Consider the following 25,115-nt stretch of genomic DNA (forward strand, 5'->3'; position numbering starts at 1 on the left):
ATCGGCATCGCGCACTCGCCCTCTTGCCTGCCCAATGTGAACGGCTAAGGACGTTGCAGTTTTTTCGGGCCGTTTTCGACAAGCCGCCTCATCCTTGGAGACCATCATGACGATCAAATTTGACGGGCGCGTTGCCATTGTCACCGGCGCCGGGGGCGGCCTTGGCCGCGCCTATGCGCTCGAACTCGCGCGCCGCGGTGCCAAGGTCGTCGTCAACGACCTCGGCGGATCGCGCGACGGCACCGGTCATTCGGACGCCGCTCTCCAGGTTGTCGAGGAAATCCGCGCAGCAGGCGGCACCGCTATTTCGAACGGCGGCAGCGTTACCGAATATGATCAGATGGTCGAAATGGTCGCCAAGGCGAAGGAAGAATGGGGCGGCGTCCACATCGTCATCAACAATGCCGGTATCCTGCGCGACAAGAGCTTTGCGAAGATGGAACCCGCCGATTTCGACCTGGTGCTGAAGGTCCATGTCAACGGTAGCGCCAACGTCACCAAAGCGGTTTGGGACACGATGCGCGAACAGGCCTATGGCCGCTTGCTGATGACGGCATCGTCGACCGGCCTCTACGGCAATTTCGGGCAGGCGAATTATGGCGCAGCGAAGCTGGGTCTTGCCGGACTCACGAAGACGCTCCACCTGGAAGGCGCGAAGTACAACATCCGCTGCAACACGATTGCGCCGGTTGCGGGCACGCGCATGACCGAAGACATCTTTCCGCCCGAGCTGTTCGAAAAATTCACTCCCGAGAATGTTGTCCCGGCCGCGCTCTATCTGGTGAGCGAAGACGCCCCGACCAACATGATCATCGGCGCCGGCGCGGGCGCTTTCCATGCCGCCTATGTCACCATGACCCCCGGCGTTGCGCTCCCCGAAGGCGAGCGCACCCCCGAAGGCGTCGCCGCCGCGTGGGACAAGATCATCGACCGTAATGGCGAGACCGTCCCGCAATCGGGCAGCGAACAGTCGATGGCGGTCATGCGCGCCTTGCAGGCGCTGGGCTGAGCCTGATAGCATCTCCCTGCCGGGGACGCCGGGGCGGCGTCCCCTGTTTGGGGGAATGATATGGCGGAGATGGGGCTCTCCGAGGGGATAGATCTGCTGCAGCAGCGGGCGAAGCTCCTCAAATTCATGCTGATAACAGGGTTCGTCCTGATCGCGGCCGTGCTGGTCGGCCAGCTTGCCGAACTGCGCGGCCTGGTTTCACTCGATCCCAATATCGAAATGACGAGCGCCGCGGCGCTCTACACTGCGATCACGCTGGGCGACGGGCTGTTGGCTCTTGTGACGATCATCGTCTTTTCGATGTGGATCTATCGCGCCGCCGCGAATGTCGTCGCGGCCGAAGTCCATGGCTTCGCCTACACCGCCGGCTGGTCGGTCGGCTGGTTCTTCATCCCGATCGCCAATCTGTTCAAGCCATTCGCAGCGATGCGGCAAATCTGGAACGCCAGCCACGGCGCCATGAACGAGCGACTCGACGACGGCAACGGCCTGCTCGCGCTGTGGTGGGGCACATGGATCCTGTCGAATATCGCGGCGAACGTCTCGTTCCGCCTGTCGTTAAACCCCTCTTCCGTCGAGGAATTCACCTTGGGCCTCCAGATCGGTACCGTCGCATCGGCAATCAGTCTGGCGCTGTATCCCGCCGCATACCGGCTGGTGGACAGCATCACCAATGCGCAGCGCGAGCGGCTGACGGCCGCACATATCTTCGCCTGATTTATCGTATTGCATCACCAACACACCTGCGCTATGATCGCTGCGGGGCAAGGGGATCGGTCTAAGAAGGACGACCCCGATGTATAGTGAAAGCGACCTGCAAGCTGCGGTCGATGCAAAGGTACTGACACCAGAGGCCGCTTCGGCTTTCCGGTCGCATATGGCATCGACGCGCTCGGCCCCCGCGGCGGATGAAGAATCCTTCCGCCTCATCACCGGCTTCAACGATATTTTCGTCAGCATCGCGGCGGTGATCCTGCTCGTCGCGGTGGGCTGGATCGGTCAGTCGATCCACCCGGCGCTCGCCGGCATCTTCGTCGCGGGCTCGGCCTGGTTCCTCGCCGAATATTTCACGCGCAGGCGCCGCATGGCGCTGCCCAGCATCGTTCTGGTCCTCGCCTTTTCGGCGGGCGTGTGCGCGACGATGATCGGATTTCTGTTCAAGCATGGCGAAGCGATTTTCGGCAACCATCCGAACGAGAACATCTTGGCCGTCATCGTCGGCGCGGTCGCCATGGTGACCGCCGCGGCGACCTGGTTCCACTGGAAGCGCTTCATGGTGCCGATCACCGTCGCGGCCGGAACCGCGGCGCTGGCGGCGACCGCCGTCGCGCTCGTCCTTGCGATCACCGGTGTGCCCAGCCCCGATGGCGCGCTGCCGATGGTGCTCGTGCTGATCGCCGGGCTCGGTGTCTTTGCGCTGGCGATGTGGTGGGACCGCAGCGACCGGGTCCGTCAGACGCGCCGCAGCGATGTCGCCTTCTGGCTCCACCTGCTTGCCGCGCCGATGATCGTGCATCCGATCTTCCACCTGCTCGGCGTCACGCGCGGCGATGATATCGGCAGCGGCGCTGCGGTGCTCGTCGTCGGCATCTACATCCTGTTCGGGCTGATCGCGCTGGCGATCGACCGCCGCGCGCTGCTTGTCTCGGCGCTCGCCTATGTGCTGTTCGCGATGACGCAGCTGTTCCGGACCTTTGGTGCGGTCGAGCTCAATGTCGCGCTGACGGCCTTCGTGATCGGTTCGGCGCTGCTGCTGCTCTCGGCCTTCTGGCAGAATGCCCGTGCTGCGGTGGTCGGCTTCCTGCCCGACAATCTGGCGGACCAGCTGCCGGCGACGATGCGGACCGTCAGTCCCCAACCAGCTTCATAAGCTTGCGCTCGACGGGGGCGAGCACGTTAGAAAGCTCGTCCCCGCGCTTGAGAACTGCCCCGGCTTCGGAGACCAAGGCCCACATGCCCTGGCGGCTCCGCAAGGCGGGGCGTTTTTCTATGCGATATTCGGGGCGCTCTGCGGCGCGGCGAAAGGCCGAAAAGATGGCCGCGTCACGGTGGAAATCCATCGCATAGTCACGCCAATGCCCCGCGGCGACCATCCGGCCATAAAGGTCGAGGATGCGCATCAGTTCGGGACGCTCGAAACCGGTCTGCTGCGGTACCGTCCTGGTCGCGAACGGCAGAGGCGTTACCGTTCCCACGGGGTCAGAACTGATCCATGACGCGTTCGAAGCGCGGAGATGGCGAAGATATCGGGTTCGGGCACACGCCGCCGATGGCAGCTTCATCTGCAAGGGTACCCAGGCTCGAGATCGAAGCCATGTCGGCGTCCCTTCGGGATTTGACCGATTTTGTCCATGTCCGCGTCAGCGAGCCTTGGAATATGCTCATATGCCTGCGTCTCGCTTCCATGCCCTGAACAAAATCGCTTCAAACCTCGAATGCGTCATGGATCAGTTCTGACCCCTAGGCGCTTTTCCGGCCCCCCTTGCGCTGCGGCATCTCATCCTCCGCCGCAGCATCGCGTTCGTCGAGCAGCTCCTTCAGCTGCTTCTGGAGCAGCTCGAGCTGGCATTGCAGCAATTCGACCTTCTGCGTCGCGGGATCGAAGGTCTCGCTGCACGGCGTGCCATAGGGCACGAATTCGCGCGCATATTCGCTGGCGTCGAGCAATGTCGAGCGCGCCGGAATGCCGACCATCACCGCGCCTTCGGGCACATCTTTCGTTACCACTGCATTGGCGCCGACGCGCGCCCGCGAATGGACGGTGACCGGACCCAGAATCTGCGCGCCCGAGCCGACGATGACATCGTCCGACAGCGTCGGGTGGCGCTTGCCGCCGATGCCGTTCGCCGGATCGGTGCCGCCGAGCGTCACGCCCTGATAGATCGAGACATTGTCGCCGATCTCGGCAGTCTCGCCAATCACCACGCCAAAGCCGTGATCGATGAACAGGTGGCGCCCGATCTTCGCACCGGGGTGGATGTCGATGCCCGTCATCCAGCGCGAGAAATGATTGACGAAGCGCGCGAGGAAAAACAGATCGGCCTCGAACAGCCAGTGCGCCATGCGGTGCATGCCGACCGCAAGAAGGCCCGGATAGAGAAGGATTTCCGCGCGCGACCGCGGCGCCGGATCGCGCGCCTTGATCGAATCCAGATAGGCAATCAGCCCATTGAACATCATCTATGACCCCTGCGACCCTATTTCTGTACCGCACTAGATAGATGTTTGGCGGCGGCTTTTCCACCCCCCAGCGGCATTATTCCGTCAGCGGCCGATCAGGCCGATCCGGAACAGCAGCAAACCCTCGCTTCGCCAGCGCCGTTCGCCGTCGTGCGCAGCGACGGCGGCGGCCCAGCGATCGAGCATCAGCAAGGCGCGGTTTCCTTTGAACAATACGCGTGGCAGGGTCGGCTGGTTACGCGCGTCGGCGAACAATTGCCGCGCTTCGTGCGCGCCTTCCTGAAGCGCCGCCCCCCAAAGGAGACCCCAGCGCGCGCCACCTGCGCCGCCCGACAAGCCGAACAGCGCCTGGCCGAACCCCGAGGCCGCGTCGCGCCGCGCTGCGTCATCCTCGGCGACCAGCATCGCTTCGGCCGCATCGACGAGCGTCGCGAGTCCGCGCGGTCCCGCCCATGCCGCCTGCAACTCGGCGAGCAAGGGCTCGCCCTTCGGCAGCGCCACAGGATCATTTTCGAGCAACGCCATCATGTCGCGCCACCAGGCGAGCTTGATCTGTCCGATCAGCGGCTCGCGCGCATCGCGCAGCAGCCTGGTCAACCGCTCGGCCAGCCCCCATAGCGCCACGACGGCCGCGCGCCGCTCGCGCGGCACCGCCACCATCACACGCGGATCGCGGATATCCGGATACGCAGCCGTTTCCGGCGCGTCAGGCGCGATTGCAGACCGCCTTCACCGCCGCGATCACCCGCGGCGTATCGACGAGCGCCTTCTTTTCGAGATTGTGTGCATAGGGCAGCGGCACATCTTCGTTGCAGACGCGAACGACCGGTGCATCGAGATCGTCGAAGCCCTGTTCCATCGCGACCATCGCCAGTTCGCTGGCGATCGAGCAGGTCGGCCAGCCTTCCTCGACGACGACGAGGCGGTTGGTCTTCTTGAGGCTGGCCAGAACCGTTGCGACGTCGAGCGGGCGGATCGTGCGCAGATCGATGACCTCGGCCTCGATCCCCTCACCTGCGAGCGCATCGGCGGCCTCGAGCCCAAGCCCGACGCCGATCGAATAGCTGACGATGGTGACATCGCTGCCTTCGCGCATGATGCGCGCCTTGCCGATCGGCAGAACATAGTCGGCGACGTCGGGAACGTCGAAGCTGCGGCCATAGAGCAGCTCGTTCTCGAGGAAAACCACCGGATCGCCGCTGCGGATCGCGGCCTTGAGCAGGCCCTTGGCATCGGCCGAATCATAGGGCGAGATCACGATCAGGCCGGGAACGCTGGCGTACCAGGGCGCATAGTTCTGGCTGTGCTGCGCCGCGACGCGGCTCGCCGCGCCGTTCGGGCCGCGGAACACGATCGGACAACGCATCTGGCCGCCCGACATATAATTGGTCTTTGCGGCCGAGTTGATGATGTGGTCGATCGCCTGCATCGCGAAGTTGAAGGTCATGAACTCGATAATCGGACGCAGGCCGCCCATCGCGGCGCCGGTGCCGAGCCCGGCGAAGCCATATTCGGTGATCGGCGTATCGACGACGCGCTGCGGGCCGAACTCCTCGAGCAGGCCCTGCGTAACCTTGTACGCCCCTTGATACTCGGCGACTTCCTCGCCCATGACGAAGATGCGGTCGTCGGCGCGCATTTCCTCCGCCATCGCATCGCGCAGGGCTTCGCGCACCGTCAGGCGGACCATCGCGGTTCCTTCGGGAAGCGATGGGTCAGCAGCGCGCTGGACCGGAGCCGGTGCAGCCGCAACGGGAGCAGCAGGTGCCGGGGCGGGAGCCTCGGCAGCAGGTGCAGGCGCAGGCGCCGGTGCCGGTGCCGCGGCAGGCGCAGCCGCCGGAGCGGCATCCTCCCCCTCGCCGGTGATCGTTGCGATCACGGTGCCGACCTTCACATTGTCGGTGCCTTCGGCAACGAGGATCTGGCCGATCGTGCCTTCGTCGATCGCTTCATATTCCATCGTCGCCTTGTCGGTTTCGATCTCGGCGAGAATGTCGCCCGACTTCACCGTGTCGCCTTCCTTGACGAGCCACTTGGCGAGCGTGCCCTCTTCCATCGTCGGCGACAGCGCCGGCATCTTCAGTTCGATGGCCATCTCAATATTGCTCCACCAGCACGTCGGTATAAAGTTCATGCAGTTCGGGTTCGGGCGCGCTTTCGGCAAAATCGGCGGCGTCGCTGACGATCTGGCGGATCTCCTTATCGATCTCCTTGAACTTGTCCTCGGTGATGCCCGCCTCGAGCATCAGCTTTTTGAGATGTTCGATCGCATCGCTCTTGTCGCGCACCGCCTGCACTTCCTCGCGGCTGCGATATTTGGCGGGATCGGACATCGAATGGCCGCGATAACGATAGGTCTTGAGCTCCATGAGCACCGGCCCCTTGCCTGCGCGCACCCATTCGATCGCCGCTTCGGCGGCACCGCGAACCTCGAGCACATCCATGCCGTCGACCTGCATGCCGGGGATGCGGAAGCTTTCGCCGCGTCGATAGAGCTGATCTTCGGCCGACGAGCGGTTGACCGACGTGCCCATCGCATATTGGTTGTTCTCGATCACGAAAATGATCGGCAGCTTCCACAGCTCGGCCATGTTGAAGCTCTCGTATACCTGGCCCTGGTTCGACGCGCCGTCACCGAAATAGGCCATCGCGATGCCGCCGTCGCCGCGATATTTGTGCGCGAACGCCAGCCCGGTGCCGAGCGAAACCTGCGCGCCGACGATGCCGTGCCCGCCATAGAATTTATGCTCGACGCTGAACATGTGCATCGAACCGCCCTTGCCGCGCGAGATACCCGCAGCGCGGCCAGTGAGTTCGGCCATGATCACCTTGGGGTCGATGCCATAGGCGAGCATGTGGCCATGGTCACGGTAGCCCGTGATGACGCTGTCCTTGTCGCCGTCGAGCGCCGACTGCAATCCGACCGCAACGGCTTCCTGACCGATATAGAGGTGGCAGAAGCCGCCGATCAGGCCGAGGCCGTAAAGCTGCCCCGCCTTTTCCTCGAAACGGCGGATGAGCAGCATCTCGCGATAGAATTTCTCGAGCTCCGCGGGCGTCGCATCATAGGGTGCGGGATCGCGCGGGGACTCGCGATTGCTGGCAGGAGCCGGGGTGGAAGCAGTGTTTTTCGGCGCAGCAGTCTTGCGCGCAGGGGCTTTGGCCAAGGCGGGTTCCTTTACGGTTAGCCGTTACGGCAGGGCACTCCTATAGGAGCGCGAAGCCCTGTTTGGCAACGTCCGCTTGGGCATGACTTCGCTGCTGTTTTCGTATGCATTGAGGATATAGCCAAAGCCCTCAGGGCTTGGCTTCAGGCTCCACCGGAATTGCGATTTCGTCGGGGTGCATGACGCCCAGCTTTTCGCGCACATATTCATCGGCAAGGTCGGGATCGACGCGGCGCCGATCGAGCAGGTTGACGCGGTTTTGCAGCTCGGTCTGCTTCTTGGACAATTGAGTCAGCACGACGCGCTTCTTTTCGACCGACTGGCCGTAATCGCCCCACGCATAAAGGCCGGTGGGACCAAAAATGATGTAGCCGATCATCGCCAGCACCGCGATCAGCGCCACGGTGGGGCCGACCGCCCTGTTCATCGATTTCCGGAATTTGTGCTTCTGCGTCATTTCGGCCCTTGAATCAGAGTTGATTCGCGGCGTCAAGGCGAAGAAGCCACTTTTCCAAGGAAATTCCGCGAAGCAACGTCGCGATGACGCCCGGTCAACTGTCCGCGCCGGCACCGATGCGTTTTACTCTAGTAATACAGCGTGAAGTCTGACACCTTGAAGCCCGCCATAAAATAGGGAATTGCCATGCGCCTGATCTTGACCGCCGTCTTGCTCGCCACGACATCGCCGCTCGCCGCGCAGGTCGCAACGCCCGACCGTCCGGTCACCGATCCCAAATCGGTCGTCTCGCCCGCCAACGCCGACAGCCGCCCGGTCCCGCTCGACGACATCGGGGTCACGCGCGCGCTCTACGACGCGGTGTGGAGCACCGACGGCAAACAGATTTTCGTCGCCACCGACCTGACCGGCCGCATTAACATCTGGCGCATGGACGCGAATGGCAGCTGGCCGGTGCAACTCACCCAGTCGGACGACGCGCAGTCCGGCCTCGCCGTGTCGCGCGACGGAAAATGGCTCTATTTTACCCAGGATATCGGCGGCAACGAATATCCCGACATCTACCGCATTCCGGTGGGCGGCGGCCCGGTCGAGAATCTGACCAACACGCCCGACCGCCGCGAGGACAGCTTGCTCGTCGCCCCGGCGGGTGATCTCATCGCCGTGTCCACCAAGCTCAAGAGCGAAGGCCAGACCAACGTCGGCGTGATGGACGCGAGCGGCAAGATTCGCGCGCTCACGGCCGAAAAGGACCCAGCCTATAATTGGGCAGCGGCGGCATGGGTCAACGGCGGCAAGGCGATCATCGCCAACCGCGTCCGCGTCGACGGCGTCGACAGCGAAGTCTGGCGGATCGATGCAGCCAGCGGCGCCGCGACCAAGCTGCTCGCCAAGCCCAAGACCATCTATCAGGCGACCGGCGCGACGCCCGACGGCGCGACCCTGGCCATCACGACCGACGAAGGAACGGGCCAGTCGCACGCGGGCGCCTATCATATCGCGACGAAAAAATGGCGCTGGCTCGCCCCGACGCCGTGGGAGGAGTCGAGCGACATCATGACCCCCGACGGGACCGCGATGTTCGTCCGCACGAACAACGACGGGCGCTCGACGCTGGCGCGCGTCGACCTGGCGACGATGGCGAAGAGCGACCTCGCGCTCGATCCCGGCCGCAACGCGATCCCCGGGCTGGCGGCCATTTCGCCCGACGGTGCGAAGATGTTCGTCACGCGCAGCGGGGCCGATTCACCGACGATGCTCTATGCTTACGACCTGGCGGCCAATCGCGCGACGCCGGTCGTTCCGCTGGCGATGGCCAGCCTGACGCCCGCGATGCTGCCCAAGTCGCAGGTCGTGACGTACAAGAGCTTTGACGGAACGCTGATCAGCGCGATCGTTACGACGCCCTTCAACCTGAAGCGCGACGGCAGCAATCCCGCGATCGTGATCCCGCACGGCGGCCCGACAGGCCAGTCGCAGGATGGCTTTTCGCGTTATGCAACGGCGTTCGCAACGCGCGGCTATGTGGTGATCCAGCCGAATTTCCGCGGCTCGACCGGCTATGGCAAGGCGTTCCAGGAAGCGAATTTCAAGGATCTGGGCGGCGGCGATTTGAAGGATACGGTCGCGGCCAAGACCTTCCTGGTCCAGTCGGGCTATGTCGATCCAAAGCGCGTCGGCATTTTCGGCGGATCCTACGGCGGCTTCATGACGCTGATGGCGATCGGCCGCACCCCCGACGAATTTGCCGCAGCGGTGCAATGGTTCGGGATCATCAACTGGCGCACGATGTACCGCGATCAGGACGAATTGCTCAAAGCCTATCAGCGCTCGCTGCTCGGCACGCCCGAAGAGAATCCCGACGTCTATGACGCGTCGTCGCCGCTGACTTACATGCAGGCCGCCAAGGCCCCCTTGCTCAGCCTGCAGGGCGAAAACGACATTCGCGTGCCCAGGGGCCAGGCGCAGGAAGTCAACGAGCTGCTCAAGGCGAAGGGGAATGTGGTCGAGACGGTCTTCTACCCCGCCGAGGGCCATGGCTTTCAGAAGCGCGAAACGCAGCTCGATGCGCTGCGCCGCACGATCGGGTGGTTCGACAAATATCTGAAGGCGAAGTGACCCCCTCGCTTCGTCACCCCGGACATGATCCGGGGTCTAGGTGGTCAAGCGCCGAAATGGATCCCCGATCGCGTCCGGGATGACGAAATTGGGTGCGAAGCTTTACCCGAAAATAGCCATCCCCGGGTAGCGCGCCATATCACCCAGCTCTTCCTCGATACGGATCAGCTGGTTGTACTTGGCGAGCCGATCCGACCGCGCGAGGCTGCCGGTCTTGATCTGGCCGCAGTTGGTCGCGACCGCGAGGTCGGCGATGGTCGAATCCTCGGTCTCGCCCGAACGGTGTGACATCACCGCCGTGTAGCGCGCGCGATGCGCCATATCGACCGCGTCGAGCGTTTCGGACAGCGTGCCGATCTGGTTGACCTTGACGAGCAGCGAGTTTGCGAGACCGTCCTTGATCCCCTGCTCCAGGCGCAACGGGTTGGTGACGAACAGGTCGTCGCCGACGAGCTGGCACTTGTCGCCGACCAGGTCGGTGAGCGCCTTCCAGCCCGTGAAGTCGTCTTCGCTCATCCCGTCCTCGATCGACAGAATCGGATAATCCTTGACCAGCGCGGCCAGATATTCGGCCATCTGTTCGGGGCTGAGCGAAAGCCCTTCGCCGCTGATCTCATATTTGCCGTTCTTGAAGAATTCGGTCGCGGCGCAATCGAGCGCGAGGACGACATCGGTGCCGAGCTTGAAGCCCGCCTGGTCGACCGAGGCGGCGATGAAATCGAGCGCCGCGCGGGTCGAAGCGAGGTTCGGGGCGAAGCCGCCCTCGTCGCCGACCGCTGTCGCGAGGCCCTTTGCCGACAGGCCTTTCTTCAGTGTGTGGAAAATCTCGCTGCCCCAGCGCACGGCTTCGGCGATGCTCCCGGCGCCGACTGGCATGATCATGAATTCCTGAACGTCGATCGGATTGTCGGCATGTTCGCCGCCGTTGATGATGTTCATCATCGGAACGGGCAAGGTCCGCGCCGAAACGCCGCCGACATAGCGGTAGAGCGGCAGGCCGCGGGCATCGGCCGCGGCCTTCGCAGCGGCCAGGCTGACGCCGAGGATGGCGTTGGCGCCGAGGCGCGCCTTGTTCGGGGTCCCGTCGAGATCGATCATCACCATGTCGAGTTCGCGCTGATCCTCGGCATCGAGGCCGAGCAGCGCCTCGGCGATCTCGCCATTGACGGCGGCAACCGCCTTGGTGACGCCTTTGCCCAGATACCGGCCCTTGTCGCCATCGCGCAGCTCGACCGCTTCATGCGCGCCGGTCGACGCGCCCGACGGCACCGCGGCGCGGCCGAAGCTGCCGTCCTCCAGCAACACATCGACTTCGACGGTGGGATTGCCGCGACTGTCGAGAATTTCGCGGCCGTGGATGTCGATGATGGCGGTCATGAAGGTCGTCCTGCTGTGCAGCCCCGGGCGGGCCAAGTGGGATAGGCGCCCGCCTGTTATCGACGGCCTGCCGCTAGTGCAACCGCTGCATAGGAATTTTGCCGCGCTATGGAACCAATCGCCCCGTCTTGCTATATAATGTGGTAGAACCGAAAAGGGACCCGCCCGGCATCCCCCGCCGACGTAAGGCCCGAAGAGAAGAGGACAAAGCCCATGGCCAAAGCTGCCACTCCCGCCGCAAAGAAAGTCGCGCCCAAGGCTCCCGCCAAACCTGCTGCCGCCAAGGCCGCTCCCGCGCGCAAGCCCGTCGCCAAGAAGGCGACCACAAAGGATCATCCGATCCGTGACCAGCTTGCCGCAACGCGCGACACCATCAAGTCGGAAGCGACGAAAAAGGCTGCCGCGCTGAAAAGCGATGCGAGCACGCTTGCGAACCAGGCATCGAACAGGGCGCGCGGCGCCGCGACCAAGGGCAAGGACAAGGCCGCCGAGGCGGTCGGCAGCCTGGCGAAGATGCTCGAAGACAGCGCCGGCACCGTCGATAGCAAGTTCGGCAAGCAATATGGCGATTATGCGCGGTCGGCGGCTGCAACCGTCGCCGGTCTCGCCTCGACGCTCGACAAAAAGGATCTCGACGAGCTCGCTGCGTCGACCAAGGATATGGTCAAGAAGAACCCGGCGATTGCAGTCGGTGCGGCGACCGTTATCGGTTTCGTGCTTGCCCGTATGCTCAAGGGTGGCTCGAGCAGCGACTGACCGCTACAGTCGCACAGATGTCACCTCCTGATTCCGAACCGCCGCAGGGCGATGCGCGTGCCTATGAGCGCGTGAGCCACGGCTATGCGCCCGGCGGCCGCCCTGTCGCGCCGCCGCCCGTGCCGCTCGACAAGATCGTCGGCGATGTCGTCGACAATCTGTCGGCGACGGCAAAGGCCGAGCTGGCGCTGATCGAAGCGCGCGGCGAGCTGGCGCTGCATGGCGCCAGCTGGTCCGCCGCGTGGGGCGTCATTGCCGCCAGCGCGCTGGGCGTCGCGATGCTGGCGCTTGCGTTCGGGGCCATCCTGGTGCTGACGCCGCTCGTCGGGCCCTTGGCGGCGACGCTGATCGTCGTGATCCTCTTGCTGCTGATTGCTGCTTTCGCGGGATGGCGGGCGCGGCTCAGCTATGGCGACATCCGCACCGCGCTTCGCCGCGATCTCACGAACGAAAGCCCCGACGACTGATGCGATCGCGCAACCGCCTGATAAATGCCGCACGCCGCTCGATGCTCCAGCGTGCCGAACTGCACCGGCGGCTCGACGTCGCGCAGGCGGCGCTCAAGCCGAAGGCGCTGGTCGCGCGGGGAAAATACCGCCTCGACGCCAAGATCGACGACACCGCGCAGGCGGTGCGGCGGGAGTTTCGCAACAACCGCCTGCCGATTGCGCTCGCTGCGGTGGCGGGGCTGGCGTGGCTGTTTCGCGAACCGATCAAGGAGCATGCACCTCGGCTTGCGCAGAAGGTGCAGGATCTGGCCGAAGCGGCCATCGAGAAATTCAGGCCTGAAACAGCCGACGAAGATTTGACGGAGGACCATGATGAAGCCGATCAGTGAAACCGCAAGCGAAGCCCGCGCCAAAGCGAGTGAACTTGCCGAGAAAACCGCCGAAAATGCGCGCGCGACCGCCGAGGCGGCGAAGGCGCGGATCCAGGACGGATACGGCCGCGCCCGCGCCGCGACGAGCGAACTCGCCGCGAAGAGCCGCGAACAGGCAGACGCCGCGCGCGAAGTCGCCGGCGAGGTGTATGAAAAGGGCAAGGTGCAGGCCAAGCGCGCGAACAGCAAGCTCAAGGACGTTGCCGAGAAGCAGCCGCTGGCACTCGTCGCCGGCGCGGTCGCGATCGGCGCTTTGCTCGGGTCGCTGCTGCCCAAAGGCCGCAACGACGACTGACCGGCTTGCCGTAACGGCGAAGCGCTGGTAGGGGCCGCGCCTTCTCCCCTCCCCGCGTTAATCCGCAAGGAAAGCAGTCATGAGCAAATTGCACCTCGTGTTCGGTGGACGCGTCAGCGATCCGCAGGGTCTCGACTTCACCGACCTACACAACCTCGACGTCGTCGGCCTGTTTCCCGACTATAAATCGGCCGAAAAGGCTTGGCGCAGCGCCGCGCAACGCACGGTCGACGATGCCGAAATGAAATATGTCGTCGTCCACCTGCACAAATTGTTGCAGCCGCAAGCCGAGTAATCCGTCATCCCCGCAAATGCGGGAGCGACGTCATCAACGGAAATTGTCGGCGTAAGCCTGAATCTTCAGGGTGCGGACCGGCGTGGGTGCGATCTCCACCTCGATACCGTTCTTCGCTGCATAGGCCGCGGCCTCGTCGCTGGTCGCAAAGCCCAGGCGAAGCTGGCGCTGCGTGTCGCCGCTGCCCGCCCAGCCCATCAGCGGATCGGCCTTGCGCGCTTCGGCGGGCGCGAACTCCAGGAACCAGCGCTGCGTTCCGGCGCGGCCCGACTGCATCGCATTTTTGGGCTTCTGGAAAATGCGCGCTTTCATGGGATCGTCCTAAAACTGGGTGCCGGTAAGGCCGCCTTAGCGGGAAGCTGCAGCCGCGAAAAGGGAAGAAAAAGGCCACCATCCTCTCCATCGTCATCCCGGACTTGATCCGGGATCCATTCGGCGCTGGCGTGGTGGATCCCGGATCAAGTCCGGGATGACGAATATTCCGGGACGTGCCTATTGCGCATCGCGCCGTGCCTGCGCCGCTTTCGTCATCAATGTGGGGCGGGCACTTGCCGGATCGTCGGGCCAGCTATGCTTCGGATAGCGCCCGCGCATCTCCTTTGCGACTTCGTACCAGCTGCCGCTCCAGAAGGACGCGATGTCGCGGCTCGTCTGGATCGGCCGGTGCGCGGGGGAGGTCAGAGCAAGGACGAGCGGGATCGGTGGATCGCCGATCACCGGATGGCGCGCCAGACCGAACATCTCCTGCACGCGGACGCTGACCGCCGGGCCGCCATCGGCGCCATAGTCGATCGCGTGGCGGCTACCCGCAGGGGTCATATAATCGGCAGGCGCAAGCTTCTCGAGGCGTTGCCGCGCAGACCAGTCGAGCAGCCCCGACAGCGCATCGACGAGTCGCTGGTCGCCGATGTCGCGCAGGCCGCGCGACCGTTCGAGCAGCGGCGCGAGCCAGAGATCAAGGCTGTCGGCAAGCGCCGGTGCCGACAGCGCGTCCAGCCCGGCGAAGGACGCACGCTGGCGCAGCGCCTGCGACACCGGCCCCCAGCCAACAAGGCCAAGCCCCTTTTCGCGGACGGCGGCGAGCCGCATCGCAACATCGTCTTCGGCACCCTCGCTGCGCCCCGCCTGCCCGCTCGACAGGGCAATCGCGCCCAAACGGCGCTCGCGCCGATGATCGACGCGATCGCTGGCGGGGTCATAGCTGCTCGCCGAGCGGCTGATGATATGGTCGGCAAATATCGCCTCGACCTCGGCCAGGGTGACCGGTGCCGCGCCAAGGATACGCACGCCCGCCGCATGCCCCTGAGCATCGGCGATGGCGAGCCATTCGCTGTTCGCCAGCGGATCGAGCGGGTCGAGTTTGTACGCGCGGCCGCCTGCGCTCAGATAGTCGCCGCGCTGTCCCGCCCGCTGGCGCGCGACACGGTCGGGCCACGAGGTCGCGATCCAGCCGCCGACCGAGCGTTCGCGCATGCCGCCCGCTCCGATCGCCAGTTTTTCTCCGATACTTGCGAGCCGCCGCGCGAGCCTCGACGCCCCATCGGCGCGGTCGCCCCTCATGCCCTTCCAGCGCGCGAGCCGCGCCTCGACATCGACGCCGCGCCCGCCAAGCCCCGGCTCGGTCAGCAGAACGGCCAGCCGTGCGGCCAGTTCGGCTTCGCCGGCGCGCGCTGCATCGAGCACCATATGCGCCAGCGGCACCGGCAGCGGGATCGAAGCCAATGCCCTGCCGTGCGCGGTGATGCGCGCGTCGGCGCCGAGCGCGCCGATCGCCTGCAAACGCGATTTGGCTTCGCTGATCGCCGCGGGCGATGGCGGGTCGAGCCAGCCGAGTTGCCGCGGGTCGATGATGCCCCAGCTCGCGCAATCGAGCACGACGGGCATCAGGTCATTCTCGTGAATCTCGGGCGGATCGAACGGCGGCATACCGGCGGTCGCCGCCGCTTCCCACAAGCGATAGGCGACCCCCGGCCCCTGCCGCGCCGCGCGGCCTGCGCGCTGCGTCGCCGATGCCTGGCTCGCGCGTTCGGTGACGAGGCGTGCGATACCCGCGGCCTTGTCGAAACGCGGACGACGCGACAGACCCGCGTCGATCACGATCCGTACGCCCTCGATGGTGAGGCTGGTTTCGGCGATGCTCGTCGCGAGGATCAGCTTGCGCCCGCCATCGGGGTCGCGAACGAGCGCCTTGCGTTGCAGCGCCGGATCGATCTGGCCGTGAAGCCGGTGGACGACGAGCGGCAATCCCGCTGCTTCGACCGCGGCGGCGGCGCGTTCGATGTCGGCAGCGCCCGGAAGGAAGGCGAGCATGTCGCCCGCCTGCTCGTCAGCCATCGCTTGCCGGACGGCCATCAGAACCGACGCCTCCAGCCGGTCTTCGGCGCGGCGGCCGATGTGGCGGAGGTCCAGCGGCCAGCTTTTGCCTTCGCTCCGCACGACCGGCGCATTGCCGAGCAGCGCGCCAAAGCGCGCGCCGTCGAGCGTCGCCGACATGGCGACGAGGCGAAGGTCGTCGCGGAGCCCCTGCTGCGCGTCGATAGCCAGCGCGAGCGCGAAATCGCCGTCGAGGCTCCGCTCATGCACCTCGTCGAACAACACCGCCGACACGCCGTGCAATTCGGGGTCTGCGAGGATGCGGTTGCGGAACAGCCCGGGCGTCATGACAAGCAGGCGCGTTGCCACCGACTGCTTGCTGTCGAGCCGCGTCGCATAGCCGACGCGGCCGCCGACAGCCTCGCCCACTTCTTCGGCGATGCGTTCCGCCGCGGCGCGCGCCGCGAGGCGGCGCGGCGAGAGCAGCCACACATTGCCTTTGCACCACGGCTGGTCGAGCAACGCCGGCGCGACGCGCGTCGTCTTGCCCGCCCCCGGCGGGGCGACGACGACGGCATTGGGCTTGAACACCAGCGCCGCCATGATGTCGGGCAGCACCAGATCGATCGGCAGCGGAATGGTCGTCATGTCCGCGCCGCAGGATTGCCCAGTTCGATATTGAGCCGGAACGCTTCGGCGGCGAGGCGCGACACTTGGTCGGCGGTGACCTCGGTCGCTTCGGTCATCACCAGATTGCCGAGCTCATATTTCCCGCTCGCCTTGATCCGCGGATCGACCTCGCGCAGCCGCTTTCCGCGCCAGAAGCCGAGCAATACGCGATGATCCTCGGCGCGGATCAATACGCAGGGACCGTTCGCCATGAAGACGAGATTGGTCCATTTGATCACTTCGTCGAAGGGGGCGGCGCCCATGATCGCGGCGCGCATCATCTCGCAGCGCTCGCGCTGCCAACCCGAAAGCGCAGCGACATAGGCGTCGGGGCTTTCCGCCGCTGGGCCCATCATCGCCATCGGCGCCAGCTCAATAAGCGCGCGCGACCGCGAAGGCGACCGCTTCGGTCAACGCCGCTTTCGCCTGACTGGAGCGGAAGCCGCCGATGGCGTCGACCGCGCGCTGGCCATAGTGGCGCGCACGCGCCAGCGTGTCGTCGATCGTGCCGTGCTTGCGGAGCAGGTTGGTGGCATAGGCGAGATCTTCGTCCGACGTGCGATGCCCGATGATCGCCTGTTTCCAGAAGTCGCGCTCGTCGGCCGATCCGCGCGCATAGGCCAGGATGACCGGCAGAGTGACCTTGCCGTCGCGGAAGTCGTCGCCGACCCCCTTCCCCATCGTTTCCTCGTCGGAGACATAGTCGATCGCATCGTCGACGAGCTGGAAGGCGATGCCGAGGTTGCGGCCATAGGCGTCGAGCGCAGCTTCGGCGGCATCGTCACGCTCGGCAACGACCGCGGCAATCTTGCACGCGGCGGCGAACAGCTCGGCCGTCTTGGCATTGATGATCGCGAGATACTGGTCTTCGCTCGTTTCGATCCGGCGCTGCGCCGACAGCTGGTTGACTTCGCCCTCGGCGATCACGGCCGAAGCGCGCGAGAGGATCTTGAGCACTTTCAGCGATCCGTCCTCGACCATCACCTCGAAAGCGCGGCTGAACAGGAAGTCGCCGACGAGGACCGAGGCGCTGTTGCCCCAGATGATGTTGGCGGTCTTGCGGCCCCGCCGGAGGCCCGATTTGTCGACGACATCGTCGTGCAGCAACGTTGCCGTGTGAATGAATTCAACCGCAGCAGCGAGCTTGCAGTGGCGGCGGCCGGGATAATCGAGCAGCTTGCCACAGGCGAGCGTCAGCATCGGGCGCATCCGCTTGCCACCGCCCGCGATCAAATGGCCGGCGAGTTCGGGGATCAGCGGAACTTCGGACTGCATGCGATCGAGAATGACCGAATTCACCTCGTTCATATCGGCGGCGACGAGCGCCATCATCGGGTCGAGCGAGGGCGGACGATCGCCGTGCAGAAGGTGGATCTCGGCAGTCATGATGGGGCGAGCCTTGGCCGGAGGGCCGTAAATTTGCAACGACTTTCGGCTTGCTTTGCTGCCCTGCCCGGTGCCAAGCGTGCCGGATACGAGAGGAACCCGCATGGACGACCAACTGAGCCGTTACCGCCAGAGCATCGACAATATCGACGCCGCACTCGTCTATATGCTCGCCGAACGGTTCAAGGTGACCAAGGCGGTCGGCGAACTCAAAGCCCGCGACGGCCTGCCCCCCGCCGATCCGTCGCGCGAAGAACGGCAGATCGAGCGACTCCGCAGCCTGGCGCGCGACGCCGATCTCGACCCCGATTTCACCGAAAAATTCCTGCGCTTCATCATTGAGGAAGTGATCCGGCATCACCAGCAAGTGAAACGCGAGGCAGGCGTATGACGCCGGACCATCCGATCTTTGCAAGATGGCCCGCCGAGCATCCCGATCGGCTTCAGCTGTTCGGCGCGCCGACGCCCAATGGCGTCAAGGTCAGTATCATGCTCGAGGAATGCGGGCTGCCTTATGAAGCGCACCGCGTCGACATCATGGCGAACGAGAGCCACGATCCGGCGTTCCTCGCGCTCAATCCCAATGGCAAGATTCCCGCGATCTACGATCCCGACGGGCCGGGAGGAAAGCCGCTCGCCTTGTTCGAATCGGGCGCGATCCTGCTCTATCTGGCCGACAAGACCGACCGATTCCTGCCGGAAGACCCAGGGCGGCGCTATGAAGCGATCCAGTGGCTGATGTGGCAGATGGGCGGCGCGGGTCCGATCTTCGGCCAGCTTGGCTTCTTCCACAAATTCGCAGGCAAGGATTATGAGGATAAGCGCCCGCGCGACCGGTACGCAGCGGAATCGGCGCGGCTGCTGGAGGTGCTCGACGGGCGGCTCGATGGACGGACGTGGATCATGGGCGAAGACTATAGCATCGCCGACATCTCGCTGATCGGCTGGATCCGCAACCTGATCGGTTTTTATGACGCTGCCGCGATCGTCGGGTTCGATCGGTTCCACCATGTCCAGGCATGGCTGGAACGCGGCCTCGCGCGACCTGCCGTGCAGCGCGGGCTGGTGGTCTGCGCGACATGAAACAATAGCGACTGCACGCGACCGAAAGACGACGTCCCTTTTGTCGTCATCCCGAACTTGTTTCAGGATCCATTGGCGGCCGTTTCCTTGGACACGGCGCGAAATGAGAAGTCCGGCCATGGATGCTGAAACAAGTTCAGCATGACGGAGGTTAACGACCAATCGCAAACGATGCTGATGTGTTCCCCGGCGAAGGCCGGGGTCCAGAGCGTTCGACAGCCGGCGTTGCGTGAGCACGCTGTGGACCCCGGCCTTCGCCGGGGAACACGCTGGGTCGCCAGCTTCCCGCTTTCCCCGGAATGACGAAGGGAGCAACGTCCGCTTCCCACGCCAAGCCGACTAACCCGCCGGCAGCTTCAGCCGCACGAGCAGTCCGCCCAGATCCTCGCTCTCCTCGAGCGCGATGCTGCCGCCGTAAATTTCCGCGACGTCGCGAACGATCGCAAGACCCAGTCCGGTCCCCGGTTTGCCGCTGTCGAGCCGCACGCCGCGGTCGAAGATGCGCTGTCGGTCGGCGGGCGAGATGCCGGGGCCGTCGTCTTCGACCAGTATTTCGGCAGTCGCGCCTTCGCGCTGGACCGTGACGAATACGCTGCCGCCGCCGTATTTGGCAGCATTTTCGAGGAGATTGCCGATCAATTCGTCGAGATCCTGCCGCTCGACGCGTGCGATCAACGCCTTGTCGCCCGAGGCATCGAGCCGGACCTTTGGATAGAGCAGCCCGACAGCGCGCGACACGCTGTCGACGCTGTCGCGGATGTTGGCGCGGGCCTGTGCCGCGCCGCGTCGTCCGACGGCGCGCGCGCGCGCGAGGTGGTGGTCGACCTGCCGCTGCATCGTCGCGGCCTCGCGCCGGACGGTCTGCGCCAATTCATCGCCCGACCCCGCCGCACTGTTCACAAGCACGGTCAGCGGCGTTTTCAACGCATGCGCGAGATTGCCGGCGTGAAGCCGTGCTTCTTCGGCCTGTTTCTCGTTATGCGCGAGCAGCGCGTTGAGTTCCTCGACCATCGGCTGCACTTCGAGCGGCAATGGTGCGGTAACACGGCGATGCTGGCCGCCGCGCATCGCGGCGATCGCCCGGCGGATCTGGCGGAGCGGCAGCAGGCCATAAAAGGTCTGGAGCGCCGCAAGCACGATCAGCCCGACGCCGAGCAACGCCAGGCTGGGAATCAGCGTCGCGCGCACCGCGCGGATCTGCAGATCGAGCGCGTCGCGCGACTGGGCGATCTGGAACCGCCAACTCGTCTTGCTGCCCGGCAGGATGACATTGCGTTCGAGCACGCGCAGTTCCTCGTCGGGGAACTGGTTGCTGTTGTAGGTGTGAAGCGCGTCATCGACATGCTCGCGCGGCGGCGTCAACGAGCGTTCCCACAGCGACCGCGAGCGATAAGGCTCCTGCCCGCCGCCGCTGATCTGCCAATAAAGGCCGCTATAGGGTTCGAGGAAGCGCTGGTCGCCGAGCGGCTCGATCAGCCGTACCTCGCCGTCGGGGCCGATCTCCGACGAGCGGATCATCGCGATCAGCACATATTCGAGGCTCGAATCGAAGTTGCGCGTGATCGCGGTGGTCAGCACGCGGTCGAGCGCGAAGCCGCCGCCGATCAGCAGCACCGAAATCCAGAGCGTCGCGATCGCGATCATGCGCCGCGCGAGCGAGCCCGTGATACGGCTCGTGAGCGCTGCCGGCTTCGCCGGATCGGATGCTACCGCCGAGGCGACGTCGGCTTCGGCCATGCCTTATTGCGGATCGTCGAGCTGGTAACCGAGACCGCGGATGGTGGTGATGATGTCGGCCCCCAGCTTTTTGCGGATGCGCGTCACGAACACTTCGATCGTGTTCGAATCGCGATCGAAATCCTGATCATAGATATGCTCGATCAATTCGGTGCGCGAGACGACCTTGCCCTTGTGATGGAGCAGGTACGAGAGGAGCTTATATTCCTGCGCCGTCAGTTTCACCGGCTCCCCATCGAGCGTGACGCGACCCGAGCGGGTGTCGAGGCGGACCTTGCCCGCAATCAGCTCGCTCGAGGCATTGCCCGCAGCGCGGCGGATCAGCGCGCGAAGGCGGGCGATCAGCTCTTCGGTCTGGAAGGGCTTGGCAAGATAATCATCGGCGCCGGCATCGAGCCCGGCGACCTTGTCCGACCAGCTGTCGCGCGCCGTGAGGACAAGCACCGGAAAATTGCGCTTTTCGCGGCGCCAGCGGTCGAGCACGGTCAGGCCGTCGATTTCGGGGAGGCCGAGGTCGAGGATCGCCGCGTCGTAATTTTCGGTCGAACCCAGAAAATGGCCATCTTCGCCATCGGTCGCGAGGTCGACGGCATAGCCGGCGCCTTCGAGCGTCGCCTTGAGCTGCGGGCCCAGCGTGGGCTCGTCCTCGACAATCAAAATCCGCATTCAAGCGCCTTTCCTCTGCGTGCCCGGTCGCGCCAGGCCGCTCTGTGACAACTGTGTATCAAGTCCGAACGCCCACCGCAAAATCTCGTTGCGACAGACGGTGCGGCGTTTTCGCGAATGTCAGGGTTTGCGTCCGACGATCCGGCCGGTGCGGGCATCGACATAGACGATGACGACCTGCGCGCCGTCCATGAACTTCAGCGCATAGATCATCCGGTCGGGGTCGAACTGCGGGCCGCCAAGATAGCTCATGCCGCTGTACGGCGGGCGCGACCGGACTTCGGCGATCAGCCGGTTGAGCGGGATCACCTGTCCCTGCGCCGCGGCATCGCGCAGGCTGTCCTGGTCGCGATCGCCGCGCGCGATAGCGGGCACGCCGCTGGCGAGCAGCAGAGCCGGAACGAGCATAGTGGTCAGAATGCGGAACATGCCCAAGGTCCTAGAGGCGACGCATTGAATAGGCGATGAATGGGACAGCAAGCCGACGTTCGGGTCGGCAGCCGTTTCGCTTGGGACAATGGTGGGCGCGACAGGGATTGAACCTGTGACCCCACCCGTGTGAAGGGTGTGCTCTACCGCTGAGCTACGCGCCCGTCCCGGTGCCGACCGATGGTCGATGCTCCGAAAGCCGGACGTCCATAGCCGCTCGCGCGGGTAATGCAACGTCCATTTGCAGGCGCCCCCGTCCGCCCATGCAAATCGGGCCGCAGCTTGCGCCACGGCCCGAAATGTTTTCACCAGAAGGTGCCTGTCAACTTAGTTGACGGCGTCCTTGAGGGCCTTGCCGGCCTTGAACTTCGGCTGGTTCGACGCCGCGATGGTCATCGTTTCACCGGTGCGCGGGTTGCGACCGGTCGAGGCCTTGCGCTTGCTGACGGCGAACGTGCCAAAGCCGACGAGACGGACTTCGCCGCCCTTCTTGAGCGAGCCCGTGATCGCGTCGAAAACAGCTTCGACGGCCTTGCTCGCGTCGCCCTTGGTCAGGCCGCTCGAGTCAGCGACGGCGGCGATCAGGTCTTGTTTGTTCATGCCTAAGGAACCCCTGCGTTATGGTTGGTTGAATGATTCATGGCCCGAAGCCATGGCGCGCCACTAACGATGTTTCGCCCCACCTTGTCAAAGCAAAAAAGGCCGAAAAACTACCCAAAACGTCGATTCTGCGACGAATTTACGTCGAAATGCTTTCCGGCACTGATGACTCAGTGCCGAATCGCGGTCTCGGGGTCGCTTCCCGGCGAAATCGGGGGCGACGCGGCGAGTTCGTCCGCCTCGGTCCACTCGATCGGCACGATGGGACTCGCCAGCGCTTCGGCCAGCACCTGATCGACATGGCTGACCGGAATGATCTTCAGGCCGTTGGTTATATTGGCGGGAATTTCCACCAGGTCCTTTTCATTCTCTTCGGGGATCAGCACTGTCGTGATGCCGCCGCGCAGCGCCGCGAGCAGCTTTTCCTTGAGCCCGCCGATCGCAAGCACGCGGCCGCGCAGCGTGACTTCGCCGGTCATCGCGACATCGCGGCGCACCGGAATGCCGGTCAGCGTCGAAATCATCGCGGTGACCATGCCGACGCCCGCCGACGGGCCGTCCTTCGGCACCGCCCCTTCGGGCAAGTGGATATGGATGTCCTTGCGTGCGAACAGGCTGGGCTTGATGCCATAGCTTGGCGCCCGCGCCTTCACGAACGAGAGCGCGGCCTGAACCGATTCGGTCATCACTTCGCCGAGCTTGCCCGTGGTGCGCACCTGGCCCTTGCCCGACGCGGTCACGGCCTCGATCGTCAGCAGTTCGCCGCCGACTTCGGTCCATGCCAGGCCGGTGACGGCGCCGATCTGGTCCTCCAGATCGCCCATGCCGTGGCGAAATTTGCGGACCCCCGCAAATTCGTTGAGATTTTCCGGCGTGACGGTGACGCTTTCCGCCTTGCCTTCGAGGATGCGGCGCAGCGCCTTGCGCGCCAGACGCGCAATCTCGCGCTCGAGCGTGCGGACGCCCGCCTCGCGCGTGTAGTAGCGGATCAGGTCGCGCAGCCCTTCGTCGGTCAGCGTGAACTCGCCGTCCTTCAGGCCATGTGCCTCGACCTGCTTGGCGATCAGGTGGAGCTTTGCAATCTCGACCTTCTCGTCCTCGGTATAGCCTTCGAGCCGGATGATCTCCATGCGGTCGAGCAGCGCCTGCGGCAGGTTCAGCGAGTTGGCCGTCGTGACGAACATGATGTCGGACAGATCGACGTCGATCTCCAGATAATGGTCCTGGAACTTCGCATTCTGTTCGGGGTCGAGCACTTCGAGCAGCGCCGAAGCCGGATCGCCGCGGAAATCCTGGCCCAGCTTGTCGATCTCGTCGAGCAGGAACAGCGGGTTCATCGTGCCGGCCTTCTTGAGGTTCGTCACGATCTTGCCCGGCAGCGAGCCGATATAGGTGCGGCGGTGACCGCGGATTTCGGCTTCGTCGCGCACGCCGCCGAGCGACTGGCGGACGAATTCGCGGCCCGTCGCCTTGGCGATCGAACGGCCGAGCGAGGTCTTGCCGACGCCCGGGGGGCCGACGAGGCAGAGGATCGGCCCCTTCAGCTTGTTGGTGCGTGCCTGGACCGCCAGATATTCGACGATCCGGTCCTTCACCTTTTCGAGCGCATAATGATCGTCGTCGAGGACGGCCTGCGCCTTCGCGATGTCTTTCTTCAGCTTCGACTTCTTGCCCCACGGCAGGCCGATCAGCGTGTCGAGATAGTTGCGAACCACGGTGGCTTCAGCCGACATCGGCGCCATCGCGCGCAGCTTCTTGAGCTCGGCGTTCGCCTTGGCCTTGGCTTCTTTCGACATCTTGAGGCTGTCGATCTTGACTTGCAGCTCGGCCAGATCGTCGCCGCCCTCGCCATTGTCGTTGCCGAGTTCGCGCTGGATCGCCTTCAACTGTTCGTTGAGATAATATTCGCGCTGGCTCTTTTCCATCTGTCGCTTCACGCGGCCGCGGATCTTCTTTTCGACCTGCAGCACGCCGAGTTCGCCCTCCATGAAGGCGAAGACCATTTCGAGCCGCTTGGCCGGCGCATCCTCGACAAGGAGCGCCTGCTTGTCGGACACCTTGATGTTGAGGTTTCCGGCAACCGAATCGGCGAGACGCGAGGCGTCTTCGATCTGCGACAGCTGCACCGCGGTTTCGGCGGGCATCTTCTTGTTGAGCTTGGCGTAGCTTTCGAACTGGTCGACGACCGAGCGCATCAGCGCAGCGGTATCGACGCTGTCATCGAGCGTGTCGGCAATGGGCTTCACGGTCGCCACGACCGCCTTGCCTTCGGTCGAAAGGCCGGTGAGCTTTGCGCGCTCCTTGCCTTCGACGAGCACGCGGACGGTGCCGTCGGGCAGCTTCAAAAGCTGTAAAACCGTCGCAATGACGCCGGTTTCATACAGGTCGTCGCGCTGCGGATCGTCCTCGCCCGGATCGAGCTGGGCGACGAGGAAGATTTCCTTGTCGGCTTCCATCGCGGCTTCGAGCGCGGCGACCGAGCGGTCGCGGCCGACGAAGAGCGGAACGATCATATGCGGGAAAACGACAATATCGCGCAGCGGCAACAGGGGAAAAGATTGCGTCATTACGGCTCCTGGGCGTGCCCCGGCTTCGGCGGCTCCGCCCCTCTTATAGGGTGTTCATCGCTAATATGGCGTAACTTGGCGCGCATTCAATGTCGCGATGCTGAACGGGCCACACGGCGACGCGGGATTGC

General features: G+C 64.6%; 27 protein-coding genes and 1 tRNA gene. 11 read left to right on the forward strand and 17 right to left on the reverse strand.

Features of this window, described 5'->3' with window-relative positions; translation table 11 throughout:
- Positions 1–106 precede the first annotated feature (106 nt).
- The 3 genes from ACO055_RS04355 (at position 107) to ACO055_RS04365 (ending at position 2,879) form a co-directional block, all read left to right on the forward strand.
- Positions 107–1,009 (forward strand): SDR family oxidoreductase, encoded by a 903-nt coding sequence (locus tag ACO055_RS04355; RefSeq protein ID WP_422061383.1) that lies wholly within the window; start codon positions 107–109, stop codon positions 1,007–1,009.
- A 60-nt stretch (positions 1,010–1,069) separates the two neighbouring features.
- Positions 1,070–1,726, forward strand: a complete 657-nt coding sequence (locus ACO055_RS04360; protein WP_422061384.1) for a DUF4328 domain-containing protein — start codon at positions 1,070–1,072, stop codon at positions 1,724–1,726.
- A 79-nt stretch (positions 1,727–1,805) separates the two neighbouring features.
- Positions 1,806–2,879, forward strand: a complete 1,074-nt coding sequence (locus ACO055_RS04365) for a hypothetical protein (RefSeq protein WP_422061385.1) — start codon at positions 1,806–1,808, stop codon at positions 2,877–2,879.
- On the opposite strand, the gene ACO055_RS04370 is transcribed toward ACO055_RS04365, so the two are convergent.
- The 6 genes from ACO055_RS04370 to ACO055_RS04395 form a co-directional block, all read right to left on the reverse strand.
- The gene (locus ACO055_RS04370; protein ID WP_422061386.1) at positions 2,857–3,204 is read right to left on the reverse strand and encodes a DUF2794 domain-containing protein; all 348 of its coding nucleotides are present in this window, start codon (positions 3,202–3,204) and stop codon (positions 2,857–2,859) included. The genes ACO055_RS04365 and ACO055_RS04370 overlap by 23 nt on opposite strands.
- Before the next feature lie 265 nt (positions 3,205–3,469).
- Positions 3,470–4,186, reverse strand: coding sequence for a serine O-acetyltransferase (cysE, locus tag ACO055_RS04375; protein ID WP_422062412.1), 717 nt, complete (start codon positions 4,184–4,186; stop codon positions 3,470–3,472).
- An 87-nt stretch (positions 4,187–4,273) separates the two neighbouring features.
- Positions 4,274–4,849 carry a hypothetical protein gene (locus tag ACO055_RS04380; protein ID WP_422061387.1) on the reverse strand — a complete coding sequence of 192 codons (576 nt, stop codon included), beginning with the start codon at positions 4,847–4,849 and terminating at the stop codon, positions 4,274–4,276.
- A 46-nt stretch (positions 4,850–4,895) separates the two neighbouring features.
- Positions 4,896–6,284 (reverse strand): pyruvate dehydrogenase complex E1 component subunit beta, encoded by a 1,389-nt coding sequence (locus ACO055_RS04385; RefSeq protein WP_422061388.1) that lies wholly within the window; start codon positions 6,282–6,284, stop codon positions 4,896–4,898.
- Between the two features lies 1 nt (position 6,285).
- Positions 6,286–7,356: a pyruvate dehydrogenase (acetyl-transferring) E1 component subunit alpha gene (gene pdhA, locus ACO055_RS04390; RefSeq protein ID WP_422061389.1), complete on the reverse strand. Its 1,071-nt coding sequence runs from the start codon at positions 7,354–7,356 to the stop codon at positions 6,286–6,288.
- 130 nt (positions 7,357–7,486) lie between these two features.
- The gene (locus tag ACO055_RS04395; protein ID WP_422061390.1) at positions 7,487–7,813 is read right to left on the reverse strand and encodes an FtsB family cell division protein; all 327 of its coding nucleotides are present in this window, start codon (positions 7,811–7,813) and stop codon (positions 7,487–7,489) included.
- Between the two features lie 186 nt (positions 7,814–7,999).
- On the opposite strand from ACO055_RS04395, the gene ACO055_RS04400 reads away from it, so the two are divergent.
- The gene (locus ACO055_RS04400) at positions 8,000–9,931 is read left to right on the forward strand and encodes a prolyl oligopeptidase family serine peptidase (protein WP_422061391.1); all 1,932 of its coding nucleotides are present in this window, start codon (positions 8,000–8,002) and stop codon (positions 9,929–9,931) included.
- Between the two features lie 102 nt (positions 9,932–10,033).
- On the opposite strand, the gene eno is transcribed toward ACO055_RS04400, so the two are convergent.
- Positions 10,034–11,308, reverse strand: coding sequence for a phosphopyruvate hydratase (gene eno / locus ACO055_RS04405; RefSeq protein ID WP_422061392.1), 1,275 nt, complete (start codon positions 11,306–11,308; stop codon positions 10,034–10,036).
- Between the two features lie 213 nt (positions 11,309–11,521).
- On the opposite strand from eno, the gene ACO055_RS04410 reads away from it, so the two are divergent.
- From ACO055_RS04410 to ACO055_RS04430, 5 genes are all read left to right on the forward strand, one after another.
- Complete coding sequence (locus ACO055_RS04410; RefSeq protein WP_422061393.1) at positions 11,522–12,064, forward strand: hypothetical protein; 543 nt, start codon at positions 11,522–11,524, stop codon at positions 12,062–12,064.
- Positions 12,065–12,081: 17 nt separating this feature from the next.
- Positions 12,082–12,531, forward strand: a complete 450-nt coding sequence (locus tag ACO055_RS04415; RefSeq protein WP_422061394.1) for a hypothetical protein — start codon at positions 12,082–12,084, stop codon at positions 12,529–12,531.
- The gene (locus ACO055_RS04420) at positions 12,531–12,902 is read left to right on the forward strand and encodes a hypothetical protein (RefSeq protein WP_422061395.1); all 372 of its coding nucleotides are present in this window, start codon (positions 12,531–12,533) and stop codon (positions 12,900–12,902) included. The genes ACO055_RS04415 and ACO055_RS04420 overlap by 1 nt, the downstream gene beginning before the upstream one ends.
- Positions 12,886–13,239, forward strand: a complete 354-nt coding sequence (locus ACO055_RS04425; RefSeq protein ID WP_422061396.1) for a hypothetical protein — start codon at positions 12,886–12,888, stop codon at positions 13,237–13,239. Before ACO055_RS04420 ends, ACO055_RS04425 begins: the two co-directional genes overlap by 17 nt.
- Before the next feature lie 79 nt (positions 13,240–13,318).
- A complete protein-coding gene (locus ACO055_RS04430; RefSeq protein ID WP_422061397.1) occupies positions 13,319–13,534 on the forward strand; it encodes a DUF4170 domain-containing protein in 216 nt (71 codons plus the stop codon).
- A 33-nt stretch (positions 13,535–13,567) separates the two neighbouring features.
- Here the strand turns inward: ACO055_RS04430 and ACO055_RS04435 are convergent, their stop codons facing one another.
- The 4 genes from ACO055_RS04435 to ACO055_RS04450 all read right to left on the reverse strand — a co-directional run bounded on the left by ACO055_RS04435 (position 13,568) and on the right by ACO055_RS04450 (position 17,902).
- On the reverse strand, positions 13,568–13,846 hold the full coding sequence (locus ACO055_RS04435) for an ETC complex I subunit (RefSeq protein ID WP_422061398.1): 279 nt from the start codon (positions 13,844–13,846) through the stop codon (positions 13,568–13,570).
- Positions 13,847–14,026: 180 nt separating this feature from the next.
- Positions 14,027–16,495 carry an ATP-dependent helicase HrpB gene (hrpB, locus tag ACO055_RS04440; RefSeq protein ID WP_422061399.1) on the reverse strand — a complete coding sequence of 823 codons (2,469 nt, stop codon included), beginning with the start codon at positions 16,493–16,495 and terminating at the stop codon, positions 14,027–14,029.
- Positions 16,492–16,872: a DUF1801 domain-containing protein gene (locus ACO055_RS04445; RefSeq protein ID WP_422061400.1), complete on the reverse strand. Its 381-nt coding sequence runs from the start codon at positions 16,870–16,872 to the stop codon at positions 16,492–16,494. The genes hrpB and ACO055_RS04445 overlap by 4 nt, the downstream gene beginning before the upstream one ends.
- 16 nt (positions 16,873–16,888) lie before the next feature.
- Entirely contained in the window at positions 16,889–17,902 is a 1,014-nt protein-coding gene (locus tag ACO055_RS04450; RefSeq protein WP_422061401.1) for a polyprenyl synthetase family protein, read from the reverse strand.
- A 103-nt stretch (positions 17,903–18,005) separates the two neighbouring features.
- On the opposite strand from ACO055_RS04450, the gene ACO055_RS04455 reads away from it, so the two are divergent.
- On the forward strand, positions 18,006–18,293 hold the full coding sequence (locus ACO055_RS04455) for a chorismate mutase (protein WP_422061402.1): 288 nt from the start codon (positions 18,006–18,008) through the stop codon (positions 18,291–18,293).
- Positions 18,290–18,985 carry a glutathione S-transferase N-terminal domain-containing protein gene (locus ACO055_RS04460; protein ID WP_422061403.1) on the forward strand — a complete coding sequence of 232 codons (696 nt, stop codon included), beginning with the start codon at positions 18,290–18,292 and terminating at the stop codon, positions 18,983–18,985. Before ACO055_RS04455 ends, ACO055_RS04460 begins: the two co-directional genes overlap by 4 nt.
- 339 nt (positions 18,986–19,324) lie before the next feature.
- On the opposite strand, the gene ACO055_RS04465 is transcribed toward ACO055_RS04460, so the two are convergent.
- The 6 genes from ACO055_RS04465 to lon all read right to left on the reverse strand — a co-directional run bounded on the left by ACO055_RS04465 (position 19,325) and on the right by lon (position 24,984).
- The gene (locus ACO055_RS04465; protein WP_422062413.1) at positions 19,325–20,629 is read right to left on the reverse strand and encodes a sensor histidine kinase; all 1,305 of its coding nucleotides are present in this window, start codon (positions 20,627–20,629) and stop codon (positions 19,325–19,327) included.
- 96 nt (positions 20,630–20,725) lie between these two features.
- Complete coding sequence (locus ACO055_RS04470; RefSeq protein ID WP_422061404.1) at positions 20,726–21,388, reverse strand: response regulator transcription factor; 663 nt, start codon at positions 21,386–21,388, stop codon at positions 20,726–20,728.
- 120 nt (positions 21,389–21,508) lie between these two features.
- On the reverse strand, positions 21,509–21,817 hold the full coding sequence (locus ACO055_RS04475) for a hypothetical protein (RefSeq protein WP_422061405.1): 309 nt from the start codon (positions 21,815–21,817) through the stop codon (positions 21,509–21,511).
- An 89-nt stretch (positions 21,818–21,906) separates the two neighbouring features.
- Positions 21,907–21,981, reverse strand: a tRNA-Val gene (locus tag ACO055_RS04480).
- A gap of 163 nt (positions 21,982–22,144) precedes the next feature.
- Complete coding sequence (locus tag ACO055_RS04485) at positions 22,145–22,417, reverse strand: HU family DNA-binding protein (RefSeq protein WP_037510426.1); 273 nt, start codon at positions 22,415–22,417, stop codon at positions 22,145–22,147.
- Positions 22,418–22,587: 170 nt separating this feature from the next.
- Entirely contained in the window at positions 22,588–24,984 is a 2,397-nt protein-coding gene (lon, locus tag ACO055_RS04490) for an endopeptidase La (RefSeq protein ID WP_422061406.1), read from the reverse strand.
- Between the last annotated feature and the right edge of the window lie 131 nt (positions 24,985–25,115).

The organism is Sphingopyxis sp. (genome assembly GCF_965227415.1).
Classification (GTDB): Bacteria; Pseudomonadota; Alphaproteobacteria; order Sphingomonadales; family Sphingomonadaceae; genus Sphingopyxis.

Coding starts and splice junctions, on each gene's coding strand:
- cysE (WP_422062412.1), bottom strand. CDS start 4,186: ATGTTCAATGGGCTGATTGCCTATCTGGATTCGATCAAGGCGCGCGAT.
- hrpB (WP_422061399.1), bottom strand. CDS start 16,495: ATGACGACCATTCCGCTGCCGATCGATCTGGTGCTGCCCGACATCATG.
- ACO055_RS04445 (WP_422061400.1), bottom strand. CDS start 16,872: ATGATGGGCCCAGCGGCGGAAAGCCCCGACGCCTATGTCGCTGCGCTT.
- ACO055_RS04420 (WP_422061395.1), top strand. CDS start 12,531: ATGCGATCGCGCAACCGCCTGATAAATGCCGCACGCCGCTCGATGCTC.
- ACO055_RS04485 (WP_037510426.1), bottom strand. CDS start 22,417: ATGAACAAACAAGACCTGATCGCCGCCGTCGCTGACTCGAGCGGCCTG.
- ACO055_RS04355 (WP_422061383.1), top strand. CDS start 107: ATGACGATCAAATTTGACGGGCGCGTTGCCATTGTCACCGGCGCCGGG.
- ACO055_RS04460 (WP_422061403.1), top strand. CDS start 18,290: ATGACGCCGGACCATCCGATCTTTGCAAGATGGCCCGCCGAGCATCCC.
- ACO055_RS04380 (WP_422061387.1), bottom strand. CDS start 4,849: ATGGTGGCGGTGCCGCGCGAGCGGCGCGCGGCCGTCGTGGCGCTATGG.
- ACO055_RS04435 (WP_422061398.1), bottom strand. CDS start 13,846: ATGAAAGCGCGCATTTTCCAGAAGCCCAAAAATGCGATGCAGTCGGGC.
- ACO055_RS04385 (WP_422061388.1), bottom strand. CDS start 6,284: ATGGCCATCGAACTGAAGATGCCGGCGCTGTCGCCGACGATGGAAGAG.
- ACO055_RS04470 (WP_422061404.1), bottom strand. CDS start 21,388: ATGCGGATTTTGATTGTCGAGGACGAGCCCACGCTGGGCCCGCAGCTC.
- ACO055_RS04475 (WP_422061405.1), bottom strand. CDS start 21,817: ATGTTCCGCATTCTGACCACTATGCTCGTTCCGGCTCTGCTGCTCGCC.
- ACO055_RS04450 (WP_422061401.1), bottom strand. CDS start 17,902: ATGACTGCCGAGATCCACCTTCTGCACGGCGATCGTCCGCCCTCGCTC.
- ACO055_RS04425 (WP_422061396.1), top strand. CDS start 12,886: ATGAAGCCGATCAGTGAAACCGCAAGCGAAGCCCGCGCCAAAGCGAGT.
- ACO055_RS04365 (WP_422061385.1), top strand. CDS start 1,806: ATGTATAGTGAAAGCGACCTGCAAGCTGCGGTCGATGCAAAGGTACTG.
- ACO055_RS04410 (WP_422061393.1), top strand. CDS start 11,522: ATGGCCAAAGCTGCCACTCCCGCCGCAAAGAAAGTCGCGCCCAAGGCT.
- ACO055_RS04415 (WP_422061394.1), top strand. CDS start 12,082: ATGTCACCTCCTGATTCCGAACCGCCGCAGGGCGATGCGCGTGCCTAT.
- ACO055_RS04455 (WP_422061402.1), top strand. CDS start 18,006: ATGGACGACCAACTGAGCCGTTACCGCCAGAGCATCGACAATATCGAC.
- ACO055_RS04430 (WP_422061397.1), top strand. CDS start 13,319: ATGAGCAAATTGCACCTCGTGTTCGGTGGACGCGTCAGCGATCCGCAG.
- ACO055_RS04360 (WP_422061384.1), top strand. CDS start 1,070: ATGGCGGAGATGGGGCTCTCCGAGGGGATAGATCTGCTGCAGCAGCGG.
- eno (WP_422061392.1), bottom strand. CDS start 11,308: ATGACCGCCATCATCGACATCCACGGCCGCGAAATTCTCGACAGTCGC.
- lon (WP_422061406.1), bottom strand. CDS start 24,984: ATGACGCAATCTTTTCCCCTGTTGCCGCTGCGCGATATTGTCGTTTTC.
- ACO055_RS04400 (WP_422061391.1), top strand. CDS start 8,000: ATGCGCCTGATCTTGACCGCCGTCTTGCTCGCCACGACATCGCCGCTC.
- ACO055_RS04465 (WP_422062413.1), bottom strand. CDS start 20,629: ATGATCGCGATCGCGACGCTCTGGATTTCGGTGCTGCTGATCGGCGGC.
- ACO055_RS04395 (WP_422061390.1), bottom strand. CDS start 7,813: ATGACGCAGAAGCACAAATTCCGGAAATCGATGAACAGGGCGGTCGGC.